The sequence below is a fragment of the Proteus sp. Marseille-Q3619 genome, assembly GCF_965283115.1.
In genome coordinates, this window is sequence record NZ_CBDIMP010000001.1 from 1650779 (window position 1) to 1663543 (window position 12765).

13 protein-coding genes are annotated in these 12765 nt (G+C 39.6%); 5 read left to right on the forward strand and 8 right to left on the reverse strand.

All coding sequences use genetic code 11. The annotated features are described in order from the left end of the window. The first annotated feature begins 25 nt into the window (after positions 1–25). The 5 genes from caiA to caiE all read left to right on the forward strand — a co-directional run bounded on the left by caiA (position 26) and on the right by caiE (position 5586). Positions 26–1168 carry a crotonobetainyl-CoA dehydrogenase gene (caiA, locus tag ACWPWK_RS07490; RefSeq protein ID WP_099074590.1) on the forward strand — a complete coding sequence of 381 codons (1143 nt, stop codon included), beginning with the start codon at positions 26–28 and terminating at the stop codon, positions 1166–1168. A 69-nt stretch (positions 1169–1237) separates the two neighbouring features. Then, complete coding sequence (gene caiB, locus ACWPWK_RS07495) at positions 1238–2458, forward strand: L-carnitine CoA-transferase (RefSeq protein WP_109373289.1); 1221 nt, start codon at positions 1238–1240, stop codon at positions 2456–2458. Between the two features lie 75 nt (positions 2459–2533). Continuing rightward, entirely contained in the window at positions 2534–4090 is a 1557-nt protein-coding gene (gene caiC, locus ACWPWK_RS07500; protein WP_109373288.1) for a crotonobetaine/carnitine-CoA ligase, read from the forward strand. Between the two features lie 77 nt (positions 4091–4167). Beyond that, on the forward strand, positions 4168–4953 hold the full coding sequence (gene caiD / locus ACWPWK_RS07505) for a crotonobetainyl-CoA hydratase (protein ID WP_109373287.1): 786 nt from the start codon (positions 4168–4170) through the stop codon (positions 4951–4953). A 39-nt stretch (positions 4954–4992) separates the two neighbouring features. Continuing rightward, positions 4993–5586 (forward strand): carnitine operon protein CaiE, encoded by a 594-nt coding sequence (gene caiE / locus ACWPWK_RS07510; protein WP_109373286.1) that lies wholly within the window; start codon positions 4993–4995, stop codon positions 5584–5586. Positions 5587–5657: 71 nt separating this feature from the next. Here caiE and caiF read toward each other — a convergent pair whose 3' ends face one another. The 8 genes from caiF to ACWPWK_RS07550 all read right to left on the reverse strand — a co-directional run bounded on the left by caiF (position 5658) and on the right by ACWPWK_RS07550 (position 12710). Further along, entirely contained in the window at positions 5658–6050 is a 393-nt protein-coding gene (caiF, locus tag ACWPWK_RS07515; protein WP_100158920.1) for a carnitine metabolism transcriptional regulator CaiF, read from the reverse strand. A gap of 572 nt (positions 6051–6622) precedes the next feature. Continuing rightward, the gene (gene fsa, locus ACWPWK_RS07520; protein WP_109373285.1) at positions 6623–7285 is read right to left on the reverse strand and encodes a fructose-6-phosphate aldolase; all 663 of its coding nucleotides are present in this window, start codon (positions 7283–7285) and stop codon (positions 6623–6625) included. Positions 7286–7573: 288 nt separating this feature from the next. After that, entirely contained in the window at positions 7574–8185 is a 612-nt protein-coding gene (locus tag ACWPWK_RS07525; RefSeq protein ID WP_109373284.1) for a lytic polysaccharide monooxygenase, read from the reverse strand. 387 nt (positions 8186–8572) lie between these two features. Further along, on the reverse strand, positions 8573–11428 hold the full coding sequence (locus ACWPWK_RS07530) for a cytotoxic necrotizing factor Rho-activating domain-containing protein (protein ID WP_109373283.1): 2856 nt from the start codon (positions 11426–11428) through the stop codon (positions 8573–8575). Beyond that, positions 11422–11712 (reverse strand): Rz1-like lysis system protein LysC, encoded by a 291-nt coding sequence (gene lysC, locus ACWPWK_RS07535; RefSeq protein WP_454208636.1) that lies wholly within the window; start codon positions 11710–11712, stop codon positions 11422–11424. The genes ACWPWK_RS07530 and lysC overlap by 7 nt, the downstream gene beginning before the upstream one ends. Then, the gene (locus ACWPWK_RS07540; protein ID WP_162558380.1) at positions 11642–12010 is read right to left on the reverse strand and encodes a hypothetical protein; all 369 of its coding nucleotides are present in this window, start codon (positions 12008–12010) and stop codon (positions 11642–11644) included. Before ACWPWK_RS07540 ends, lysC begins: the two co-directional genes overlap by 71 nt. Then, complete coding sequence (locus ACWPWK_RS07545) at positions 12007–12396, reverse strand: M15 family metallopeptidase (RefSeq protein ID WP_109373280.1); 390 nt, start codon at positions 12394–12396, stop codon at positions 12007–12009. The genes ACWPWK_RS07540 and ACWPWK_RS07545 overlap by 4 nt, the downstream gene beginning before the upstream one ends. Continuing rightward, positions 12393–12710: a phage holin family protein gene (locus tag ACWPWK_RS07550; RefSeq protein WP_109373279.1), complete on the reverse strand. Its 318-nt coding sequence runs from the start codon at positions 12708–12710 to the stop codon at positions 12393–12395. The genes ACWPWK_RS07545 and ACWPWK_RS07550 overlap by 4 nt, the downstream gene beginning before the upstream one ends. Positions 12711–12765 lie beyond the last annotated feature (55 nt).

The following is a 12765-nucleotide window of genomic DNA, read 5'->3' on the forward strand; positions in this document are numbered from 1 at the left end:
AATGACACATTAAGAGGTTATTAACATGGATTTTAGATTGAATGATGAGCAGGAACTGTTTGTTGACGGTGTCCGCGAATTAATGGCCAGTGAAAACTGGGAAGCTTATTTCGCCGAGTGTGATCGCGAAAGTAAATACCCAGAGCGTTTTGTCAAAGCCTTAGCGGATATGGAAATCGACAATCTGCTTATTCCTGAAGAGCACGGTGGATTAAATGCAGGTTTTGTCACTGTTGCGGCTATTTGGATGGAGTTAGGTCGTTTAGGTGCGCCAACTTACGTGCTTTATCAATTACCAGGTGGTTTTAACACCGTATTGCGTGAAGGCACACAAGAGCAAATCGATAAAATTATGGCGTTCCGCGGTACGGGTAAACAGATGTGGAACTCTGCAATTACAGAGCCGGGCGCAGGTTCAGATGTCGGTAGCTTACAAACGACTTATACCCGTAAAGATGGCAAAGTTTACCTCAATGGTAGCAAATGCTTTATCACTAGTAGTGCATACACCCCTTATGTTGTTGTGATGAGCCGTGACGCAGCATCACCTGATAAACCTATCTTCACTGAATGGTTTGTGGATATGAGTAAGCCGGGTATCAAAGTAAACAAGTTGGAAAAACTGGGTTTACGTATGGATAGCTGCTGTGAAATCACGTTTGATAACGTTGAGCTTGAAGAAAAAGACATGTTTGGCCGCGAAGGTAACGGATTTAACCGTGTTAAAGAAGAGTTCGATCACGAACGTTTCTTAGTGGCACTCACTAACTACGGTACAGCAATGTGTGCATTTGAAGATGCCGCTCGTTATGCCAACCAACGTGTGCAATTTGGTGAAGCTATCGGTCGTTTCCAACTTATTCAAGAAAAATTCGCTCATATGGCGATCAAACTCAATTCAATGCGCAACATGTTATATGAAACTGCATGGAAGAGTGACAACAACTTAATCACTTCCGGTGATGCTGCAATGTGTAAATACTTCTGCGCAAATGCGGCATTTGAAGTGGTTGATAGCGCAATGCAAGTGCTTGGTGGTGTTGGTATTGCTGGCGAGCACCGTATTTCTCGTTTCTGGCGTGACCTTCGTGTTGATCGTGTGTCTGGGGGTTCTGATGAAATGCAGATCCTGACATTAGGACGTTCAGTACTTAAACAGTATCGCTAATTAATCACGAATAACTCTCTCATCACTCGGTGAGAGAGTTTTCACTCAGACCACTTACGAGGTGACGCTATGACAGAACATTTACCAATGCCACAATTCGGCCCACTTTCAGGGGTTCGTGTTGTGTTTTCAGGAATTGAAATTGCAGGGCCATTCGCAGGACAAATGTTCGCAGAATGGGGAGCTGAGGTGATTTGGATTGAAAACGTTGCATGGGCTGACACCATTCGCGTTCAACCTCATTATCCTCAGCTTTCTCGCCGTAATTTACATGCACTATCGTTAAATATCTTTAAAGACGAAGGTCGTGATGCATTCCTAAAATTAATGGAAACCACTGATATCTTTATTGAAGCCAGTAAAGGCCCAGCCTTTGCACGTCGTGGTATTACCGATGAAGTGTTATGGGAGCATAATCCTAAATTAGTTATCGCGCATTTATCGGGCTTTGGCCAATATGGCGATCCGCAATACACCAACTTACCCGCTTATAACACTATCGCTCAGGCGTTCAGTGGCTACTTGATCCAAAACGGTGACAAAGATCAGCCAATGCCTGCTTTCCCTTATACTGCAGATTATTTCTCAGGAATGACCGCAACCACTTCCGCTTTAGCTGCACTGTATAAAGTTCAACAAACAGGCAAAGGCGAAAGTATTGATATCGCCATGTATGAAGTCATGTTGCGTATGGGGCAATACTTCATGATGGATTATTTCAATGGTGGCGAAATCTGTCCTCGTATGACCAAAGGGAAAGATCCGTACTACGCAGGCTGTGGGCTTTATCGTTGCCAAGATGGTTTTATCGTGATGGAAGTGGTGGGTATTACTCAAATTGAAGAGATCTTCAAAGATATCGGCCTTGCACATCTACTGGGTACACCAGAAGTTCCAGAAGGCACTCAACTTATTCACCGTATTAATTGCCCTCATGGTCAATTATTCGAAGATAAGTTAGATGAATGGTTGGCAAAACAACCGATTACTGACGTGCTGAAACGCCTGTCTGAACTCAATATTGCCAGCGCTAAAGTGCTGACTATTCCTGAGCTTGAAGACAATCCGCAATATGTCGCGCGTGAGTCTATTACCCAATGGCAAACCATGAATGGCGAAACCTGCAAAGGGCCAAATGTGATGCCGAAATTCAAAAATAATCCGGGAAAAATCTGGCGTGGCATGCCATCTCACGGCATGGACACTGACGCTATCTTGAAAAACATCGGTTATAACGACGAACAAATCAGGGGGCTGGTCGATAAAGGGCTGGCTAAAATCGTAAAGTAACACCGTAAAATTCAGACACCGCACTCCTTTCAAATCGTGTCTGAATTCACGGCAAAAGTATGGGATAACAGTTTAATGGATGTGATTGGCAAACAAAACTTACGTCAAATGTGGGATGATTTGGCAGAGGTTTATGGCACAAAAACAGCGCTAATTTTTGAATCCGCACAAGGACTCGTGAGACAATTTAGCTACAGTGAATTAAATGAAGAGATCAATAGAACCGCAAATCTTTTCCATGCTGGTGGCATAAAAAAAGGCGATCATGTTGCCTTACATCTTGATAACTGCCCTGAATTTTTCTTTTGCTGGTTTGGGCTGGCAAAAATTGGCGCTGTAATGGTGCCCATTAATGCGCGCTTTATGTATGAAGAGAGCGCATGGATAATTAATCACTGCCAAGCCCATTACGTGGTCACTCGTGATAATTTCTATCCGATTTACCAACCTATGTTGCAGGATGAACAAAACCCTTTAACGCAGCTGTTTTTAATTTCTGAAAATGCGATATCTACTGAAAAAGGGGTTGTAGATTTTTTAAAAGAAAAAGCCAAACATCCTGTTACGCTTAATCATCACACCCCATTAAGTGTGGATGATACTGCTGAAATTCTTTTCACATCGGGTACCACATCGCAACCTAAAGGTGTGGTTATCACGCACTATAACTTACGCTTTGCGGGTTATTACTCATCATGGCAAAACGCATTACGGGAAGACGATATTTATCTTACCGTGATGCCAGCATTTCATATTGATTGCCAATGCACGGCATCACTCCCTGCTTTTTCTGTGGGTGCCACCTTTGTTTTACTCGAAAAATACAGTGCAAGAGCCTTTTGGAAGCAGATCCTTAAGTATCAAGCAACAGTAACAGAGTGCATTCCAATGATGATGAGAACCTTAATGGCACAGCCCGTTTCATCAGAAGAAAAGCAACACAAATTACGCGAAGTGATGTTCTATCTCAATCTCGCAGATGAAGAGAAAGACGCCTTTATTGAACGCTTTAACGTGCGATTACTCACCTCTTACGGCATGACAGAAACTATTGTTGGTTTAATCGGTGATAGACCCGGCGATAAACGCCGCTGGCCGTCAATCGGTAGACCCGGTTTTTGCTATCAAGCTCAAATCAGAGACAAACAAAACAACGAAGTTCCTGATGGCGTTGTGGGTGAGATCTGCGTAAAAGGTGAACCTGGGAAAACCTTATTCAAAGAGTATTACAACCGACCTGATGCAACAGCTAAAGCATTAGAGCCTGAAGGTTGGTTACATACTGGTGATTATGGTTACCGAGACGATGAAGGTTTTTTCTATTTCGTTGATCGCAGTTGCAACATGATCAAACGTGGAGGCGAAAACGTCTCTTGTGTTGAGATTGAAAACATCATTAGTTCACATCCCAAAATTCAAGATGTGGCGGTTATTGGTGTACCTGATGATATTCGTGATGAAGCCATTAAAGCTTTTGTGGTGCTCGTTGAAGGTGAAACCTTGAGTGAAGAAGAATTCTTCCATTTCTGTGAGCAAAATATGGCGAAATTTAAAGTTCCCTCCGCGGTTGAGTTTAAAGAGGGTTTGCCGCGTAATTGCTCAGGAAAGGTGATCAAAAAGCATTTGAAATAAGCCATAGGTCGGTTTTAACAATCACCCAATAACCACAATCATAAATGCTTATTTTTGATGACGAAAAGGAATACAACATGAGCCAATCATTACACCTAACAACGCGTGGTTCAGTACTTGAAATTGTATTAGATAGACCAAAAGCAAACGCTATTGATGCAAAAACCAGCCATGAAATGGGTGAAGTTTTTCTGCGTTTTCGAGATGATCCAAGCTTACGAGTTGCCATTATTACAGGCGCGGGCGAACGCTTTTTCTCCGCAGGTTGGGATTTAAAAGCAGCCGCAGAAGGTGAAGCGCCTGATGCAGACTTTGGTGCGGGTGGTTTTGCAGGTTTAACCGAATTATTTGATCTTGATAAACCTGTCATTGCCGCCGTTAACGGCTATGCTTTTGGTGGTGGCTTTGAATTAGCGCTCGCCGCTGACATGATGGTTTGTTCAGACAATGCTTCTTTTGCCTTACCAGAAGCACAATTGGGCATTGTTCCTGATAGTGGTGGAGTCCTGCGTTTACCAAAACGTTTACCGCCTGCTATCGTCAACGAAATGCTGATGACAGGTCGTCGTATGAATGCAGATGAAGCACTTCGTTGGGGTATTGCAAACCGTGTTGTTAGTTCTGCTGAATTAATGGATAGCGCACGCGAACTCGCTGATCAAATCGCTAATAGCGCCCCATTGGCTGTAGCGGCTTTAAAAGAGATTTATCGTGCCACCAGTGAGCTTTCCATTGAAGAGGGCTACAAATTAATGCGCAGTGGCGTATTAAAACATTACCCAAGTGTTTTACATTCAGAAGATGCCACAGAAGGGCCTCTTGCCTTTGCTGAAAAACGCACACCTGAATGGAAAGGACGGTAATTATTGTTAATCTCGATAATACAACAATGAGGGAAACTGATGAGTATCTACGCGTTTGAAGGTCTTGTTCCTGTGGTTCATCCAACAGCTTATGTTCATCCATCTGCTGTATTAATTGGTGATGTGATTATTGGTGCTGGCGTTTATATCGGCCCTCTGGCTTCACTAAGGGGCGACTATGGACGCTTGATTGTTGAAGCAGGCGCAAACCTTCAAGACGGTTGTATCATGCACGGTTATACCGATATGGACACCATTGTGAGAGAAAATGGACACATTGGGCATGGTACAATCCTTCACAGTTGTATTATCGGGCGTGACAGTTTAGTCGGTATGAATAGCGTGATTATGGATGGTGCAGTCATTGGTGAGGAAAGCATTATTGCCGCCATGAGCTTTGTAAAAGCGGGTTTTCAAGGACAACCTCGACAAATGTTGATTGGTAGCCCAGCAAAACATGTGCGTGATATTACCGATCAAGATATGGAGTGGAAACGGATGAACACCCGTGAATATCAAGATTTAGCGGTACGTTGTCGCCAAAGCTTGGTAGAAACAACACCTTTAACGGCGCCTGAACCTAATCGCCCACGTTTACGTGGCACAACAGACGTTAAACCGAAAGGTCAGTAACAAATGGCGACAGGCGTCATTAACGCCTGTCGAATTTATTCGATTTTTTGAGTAAAACTTAATTTCTCAGATTAGCGACGTTGCGATTTCGACAACATCCATTGCCATTTTTGCTCATGGTTTAATCCATGAGGGATCATCGTTGCCAATTTTTCAGGTGAACTTTGACTGCTTTTACCTTGAATATGTCCTTTTATGCGAGAATAAAGCTGAGGATCGATATGACTCACTTTGATCATACGTTGGCATTGGCAACCTCTGCCTTCAAGCTGATTAGGCACGCTTTTTGTTTCACATTCAATTTCTTTTACATCAGAAAGAATGTAAGAAACGATATTAATCGCATTGCATTGAGGAATATCGAATTTTTTCGCAATCTCTTTTGCACTTACCCAGCGCTCTTGCTCTTGAACCCAATCAGCAATTGACAGATAGAGTGGTTTATTCATGTATTCTTCACACATATTTACTCCAGTATCACAAATAAAGTTTTATTTATCGCTAAATAAAGATAATAACTGAATATGTTAATTATCATTGCACCGCGGAGTATCGGTTTTCCCTGTTAATTAGGTAAGTTAACTACCCCATCAATATAATATTAGTTTATTTTTTAACAACCAAACTCTTTAATTAACACGCCCGTCACAATTTATTATTTTGTTATTAAAGCAAAAGTAATAACAATTAAACCGAGTAAAAACAAAAAATTAATTAAATATTAAAATATAAAAAACACCTTAAGCAATCAACAATAACTCATTGATATAAGTGATATTTTTAACAACAAAACAAAAAATAAATAGATTATATTAATAATCCATTTATAGACTAACATTATAGTAATAGATCTAAATTTAGATTGCCAGAAAGGTGGCTTATTATTAGATGTAAATCAATAATCGTTTATTTTAAGCTATATTAACCTAGTTATTAATACATTAGTAAAAGTGAAGATAAATATCTACATACGCAAAAATCGATAAATTAAGTGCCATATAGCGATATAGCACTTAATCTCATATTATTAATTTGATTATAAAGAACGACGATCAAATGCAGTTTGCCAATCGTCAGCAAATCTATTTACTGCATCATCCACTACTGGTGAACGGATAATTGAGTAAGCAAGCTCAATCGGTAATGTCACTGAAGAAGCCCCTGCTAATAAACAATCGACCACTTGACGTGGTGTTTTAAAACTCGCGGCTAGGATTTTTGTGGGTAAATTATGCATGGTAATCAGCGTTTGTAATTCTTTTACCACTCTGACCCCATCAGAACCTTGTCTATCCATTCTATGTACATAAGGCGCAATATAGTCAGCGCCTGCTAATGCCGCCATTAAACCTTGAGAAACACTGTAAATCGCCGTGCCTAATACCAGCATATTTTTTTGCTTTAATTGTTTAATGGCAACTAAACCCGCTTCAGTAACCGGTATTTTAATCACGGTATTATCGGCAATATTCCCAAGATGCAATGCTTCTTCAATCATGGTATCCACATCACTGGCAATAACCTGCGCAAATAGACGCCCTTTACCGCCCATAGCGGCTTTTAATTCAGGTAATAGGGTTTCAATATTTTGTGCGGATTTAGCAATAATGGAAGGATTAGTGGTCACACCCGCAATAGGAAGAACTTGAGAGAGTTTTCTGACTTCGTCGATATCCGCTGTATCTAAATAGATTTCCATAATCGCACCTTAATGATGTTGGTTTTAAGCTAAATAATTATAGATATAACATAGAAAATAACATTGTGAGCGATGGATTTCTAGTCGATTTAATGAAAATAGCACCCATGTTAAGGCGCTATTAATTGAATAACGATAATAAATAGTTATTTTTTATTTAATAAAAAACATGAGCTCTAATCTAAATTTAAAATTTAGATTTAGAATTTATTTATATTTTAAAATAAACAGTATTAAAAATAATACTATTATTGATATTAAATAATTACTTACATTAAGTTAAATTGATTACTCTTTAAATTCAGCATCAATCACTTGATAAAAAGCATTTTTCGTATCCGCAATATTCCAAACACCTAAAATAACCTGATAACCAGAACGTTCTGGTATATTACAATTTAATTCTACTGTTTCCGTTGGTATTTTCCCATTATCATCTTGTTGACAAAATGGTGTTAAATCAAAATCAGCGCGAGTAAGCGGTTTATTCACATCCCATTCTGGTTTAGTAATAAAGAATTTCCATGATGCGGTACTATGTTTAGCGGTTAATGTCCATTTAAAGGTATTTTCTCCACTTTTCATTGCTACTTTATGCCAGCGATCAGCACTCTGTTCATTTAACGCAGAAAATGCCGCATTTCCACCACTGGCAATTTCACCATCTTTAGGTCCATCTTTAGGAAAGCCTTTAAGTCCTTCAACTGATTGAGGTTCATACTGCACTGGACCACAATTTTTATTTAAATTTTGTCCTTTTGATGAACACAAAAAGGCTCTGCTCGGTGGTTTATCAATATAGCCATGTTTTAGCGTCACATCGGCTAATGCCGTTGAGATAAAACCCACTGATGATAATAATAACGTTGCAGTAAATAAAATAAGTTTATTTTTTTTCATAATGAAACCTCATAATTATTAATAATTTTTTTCAATATAATGATTGCATCAATCACATTAGATATTAGTCGAAAATAGACAATTGAATATCCATTTATTAAGAACTGTGAGCAATATCGCGATTTAATTTAACATTAAAATGGAACTAACACTGTTATTTAATATTTATTAAATAACTATCAATCATAAAAATAATAAATTAAATTATTTTTAATACTTTATTTTATATTTTATTAATAAAACTAAAATCATCAACATAAGATAAAAACAACCCAAATGAGACAGAAATGCTGTCTCTCTGGGTTGTATATTTTGGGATATGTTTTAACGTGATTACAATATAGCAATATACAATCGTAATTGATGTCCTTCTGTAATTGCGATGTATTAATGTAAACGAGTTTTCATTGAGTTAAGAACACTAATTTTGTTCGTCTTCATATCGATAGTCACATCTTCCGACAATACTTTCACATTAACTTTTCCTGAATCCTTGGCCAATAGAGCATAACTATAACCAGCCCTGCCAGAGAAACTAGGCAATTTAGCTTCAAGATTATAATCAAATGCAGCGACATTTTCTTGGACATGATCGATCTTCGTGCCTTGTTTCCCCAAATAAGTTATTGCCGAATTTTCAAACTCACTTAATGTACCAATCAAGTCATTATTATGATCCCCTGATACCGATAAATTCTTACCTGATAAGGCATTAAGGCTAGTTTGTGCTGTTTTCACTCCCTGAATCCCCGTTTTCCAGTTATTGTCACCGGATCTTTGTCCGGTATGCAACGCATAGAATTGTTCTTTATCTACAGCGTATAGCATTGTACAGCCACTCAGAGCTCCTGAAGTGATCACTAATGGTTTCTCCTCCTTAATATCATCCAATCGAATACTTATACCCACACTGCCTGATGAACCACTCATAACTTTAATGGCGGTAAGATTATCAGAAAGTGTTTTATGCCCCCAATAAGTTCCTATTGTTCCAGAACCGTATTCGTTGGACGTAACCTTAGAGCCATAGAAAATATGAACAGCATTGTAAAAATTACCTCCTTCTTGTAATAATTGCGGACTGTACTCTCTTACTACGGGATTATGCTCAACCGAATCAAATCGATTAATGACGAATGGCAATGTCGCCTCAGCACTCTCGTTGTTACTCCCCACAAATAATCCACGATTTCGTAAAGGAGTAATAGATCCCTTTTGTAGCTTTGTATCATCTGATGAAAAGAAGAGAGAAAAACTGCTACTAGGCATTCGCCCATCAGGATCACGCAATGTCACTGGGTTATTACGCACCATTCGGTATAAATTAAGCCCATCCACCGTACCTGCCGGATCGGCACTTAACCAACGACCAATCCACGGTTGATAATAACGATAACCGTAGTAATAAAGCCCCGTAGAATCTTTCTCTTTGCCTGAATAACGGATAGTTTTGTAATTGGCTTCTACCGCATTTTGGCTAAACCAAATCGCGGTACCCCCATAAGGGTAATACTCTTCATAACTGACTAATTGCCCTTGACCATCGGTTTCTAATCCACGGTTACCCACACCATCATCATAACTATAACGCAGTTGGTTATTCTTAATCCCTTTTGAGAAACCCACTTTCCAACATAAGGCTCTCACATTTCCTGTTATATTAACCACCTCTCGATATTCGGTAAGATGCGCCCCCTCCGTTGATTGCCATATTTCTAAATTCGGTAAATAGTGAGTTTCCCTGATAATCTGCCGTCCTGATAATCTCTGTACCTGTTGTTTCATTAATCGTTGAGATGCGCTTGCATAAACATAGTGTTCTGAATTCCCTCTCTTATTCACGTGTGCCAATGTACCGCGAAGATCCCACTGCAATGCATCGCCCGTTGATAAATGTTTCTGATTACCTAAAGCATCAAATTGCTGATCAATTTGTTCGATAGCCACCTGTTGTGTTTCAAGTAATGCCCGATTGGTTTTCTTGGAGACACTGATATTTTGGGTGAAACTCTGTTGTGCTATTCCCGATAGATGGCGAAGTTGGACTAAGTTACCACCGCTGTCATAGGTATATAAACGCGTGTAATTGGTATAACTTTGTGCATCTTTCACTAATGTAGTGACTGATTGAGATTGCATTGAAGCGGGTGTTTTTTGATTGGCAGATTCACGCCCTGTGGCACTCACTAATTGATACAGAGAGTCATACACATAACGATTTTCAGGCACCACTTTCTGATTACGCCAGTAGCGAGTGGCTTCCGCATCATTTTTAAGACAAATAATATTACCGACAGGATCGTACTCATAACGCAGATCTTGCATAAGCTTCGCACCTAATGCATGACCTTGGGGACGCTGGGTTTTGACATGCAGCAAGCGCTGAGTTTCAGCCTCATACTCATACGTTGTCACTATCCCATTACCGTGCTCTACACGTAATTTTTGCCCTGCTGCCGAGTAATCGATCGCTTTAATCACGAGTTGTTTTTTATCGCTTTGTAATTGCACACTACTTTGTTTTAGAAAACCTGCTCTATCGTATTTCCATTCACGCTCGTGCCCTGTAGCATCAATTTGTTTTAATAACTGACCTGTAGCATCATAAATATTGCGTGTTTGATATTGAGAATGTGCGGGTGTTTTAATGGTATTCGCAGTGATAAACCGTAATTCAATTAAACTTTGCCCTGTTAAGGTATAAGCACCATATTCCGTTCTTCCAGCAAGAAAATCATGATGAGTACATTTACCGACGGAGTTATTGGCAATATTTTTATTATCAGCCCCACCCCAAGTAAAGCGCTCTTTTAATATCTGTTTGGACGTCGGGGAAGACTCCATAATCACCATAAGTTGTGAAACAAACTCTGGCTTTGTATAGTGATATTCCGTCACTAGCCCCAACCCATTAATATCCATCACTTTTTTGTTTTCAATATCACTGATATTGACACTATTACCACTATCTACACTTTTAGTTGCAGACAATAATCCGCCTAAACTCACCACTTGCTGAATATTCGCTTGAATAGTTGAGTCTGATTGTTGTGTTTTATACAATCTTGCATCAATACTGCGTTCTAAATAGCCGCGCGCATGATAATGGTGACGCGTAATACGCTCATCGGTTTTATTAATTGTGTCAGGATGACGGCAATAATTAATTTCACGGATTGTTGATCCGCGATTATCAAGCACCACCACGGTTGGGGTTCTTATGTGTAATTGTTGATTTAACATCTTTTTAATTCCTTAATTTGCTTTCTTTTATAAATTAGCTCGTGAGCACTGAGCTGACTTTTGGCTGCTAATATTTCTGCGACCGCTTTTTTATCGGTATTACATTTCTCTAATATCAACAATAACCGCGCCACATAATCGGGATAATCCCCCCACACTTGCACATTAAAAAATGGTGCAGAACACGGTTGTAGCAAGTGTGTGGGTACAAACTTATTGGGTGCTTCCACGACGGTTGAGGGTGCTTTGTTGCAGCTGGATAACAGCATTAGGCACAGGCTCATTAGCACAAGGCGCTTGAGCCAAAAGTTGCCGTAACTCTTGACGTATAGCATGATTTTCTTCCTCTAAATAACGTTGTTCCTCTTGTTGGTACGTGAGTGTTTCAGAGACTTTTTCTGCTTGCTCGTGCCATTGAATTAATTGTGATTGTAATGTGCGTTGTTGATATTCAAGCTGACTGTTTTGCTCTGAAAGTCGATTAATTTGGTTGTATTGATAGCGAAGTACTAATAAAGCAACAACAATCATGATCGCTATCCCCCCTTTAATACCTAAACGTAAAAAAGCACTCATATTCATGGATATGCTCCGCGACATAATTCGTAATGAGGTCCATCACGAAACGACACCCAATCCCCGCCCCAATTAATTGAAATACCTAATTGATAAGCGGCTTTCTTCATCGCTTTTGATACTGATTCAAACGCTGACCAATCTTGCCAAGGAATAACACCATTCACTAACGGGACAATATCCACGGCATGACCCGTTAAATGTCGGCTATTGAGGGTTTTGCTTTTACCTTCTTTCATCAACTCTTTTTGTCGAATCAATGAACGCACACCTTCAATAACAACAAAATCATATTCACTGAATGTCAGTGCCAGATAAACAATACGTACTAAATCTTGATGTACGTCGTTTAGGTTGTTTTGGCTACGTTGACTTAATGTATAGGTATTCATTTAGGCTCCTTAAGATTGTTCATGCCAAAAATACGATTCCATAACCAAATCAATGTCGTGCTCCCCATTGATCCAAAAAGCCCTGCAATCATGTAAGACATATAGCGACTTGCACCACTTTCAAAACTTAATAATCCGCCTAATAATCCTGTAAACACTGAAATCACGATCTGGCTACCAATGCCACACCAAGACCACTTAATTTGTTTTTGTCTAATTTCCATTAAATACCTCACGATACCTCCCCAGGCTGAAAATCCACCGATAATCATCCAAGCCAGCGCATCGCTTTCAGATGGGATTGCTACCAGCATAATAAAATTCCTAAATAAAGCGGATAAAACAGTAACTCCCGTTTATCCGCGTAAT

Excerpts from the sequence above, each read along its gene's own strand:
- ACWPWK_RS07540 (WP_162558380.1), bottom strand. The coding sequence starts at position 12,010 with ATGAATATGAGTGCTTTTTTACGTTTAGGTATTAAAGGGGGGATAGCG.
- caiC (WP_109373288.1), top strand. The coding sequence starts at position 2,534 with ATGGATGTGATTGGCAAACAAAACTTACGTCAAATGTGGGATGATTTG.
- ACWPWK_RS07545 (WP_109373280.1), bottom strand. The coding sequence starts at position 12,396 with ATGAATACCTATACATTAAGTCAACGTAGCCAAAACAACCTAAACGAC.
- caiF (WP_100158920.1), bottom strand. The coding sequence starts at position 6,050 with ATGTGTGAAGAATACATGAATAAACCACTCTATCTGTCAATTGCTGAT.
- caiB (WP_109373289.1), top strand. The coding sequence starts at position 1,238 with ATGACAGAACATTTACCAATGCCACAATTCGGCCCACTTTCAGGGGTT.
- lysC (WP_454208636.1), bottom strand. The coding sequence starts at position 11,712 with ATGAGCCTGTGCCTAATGCTGTTATCCAGCTGCAACAAAGCACCCTCA.
- caiD (WP_109373287.1), top strand. The coding sequence starts at position 4,168 with ATGAGCCAATCATTACACCTAACAACGCGTGGTTCAGTACTTGAAATT.
- ACWPWK_RS07550 (WP_109373279.1), bottom strand. The coding sequence starts at position 12,710 with ATGCTGGTAGCAATCCCATCTGAAAGCGATGCGCTGGCTTGGATGATT.
- caiE (WP_109373286.1), top strand. The coding sequence starts at position 4,993 with ATGAGTATCTACGCGTTTGAAGGTCTTGTTCCTGTGGTTCATCCAACA.
- ACWPWK_RS07525 (WP_109373284.1), bottom strand. The coding sequence starts at position 8,185 with ATGAAAAAAAATAAACTTATTTTATTTACTGCAACGTTATTATTATCA.
- caiA (WP_099074590.1), top strand. The coding sequence starts at position 26 with ATGGATTTTAGATTGAATGATGAGCAGGAACTGTTTGTTGACGGTGTC.
- ACWPWK_RS07530 (WP_109373283.1), bottom strand. The coding sequence starts at position 11,428 with ATGTTAAATCAACAATTACACATAAGAACCCCAACCGTGGTGGTGCTT.
- fsa (WP_109373285.1), bottom strand. The coding sequence starts at position 7,285 with ATGGAAATCTATTTAGATACAGCGGATATCGACGAAGTCAGAAAACTC.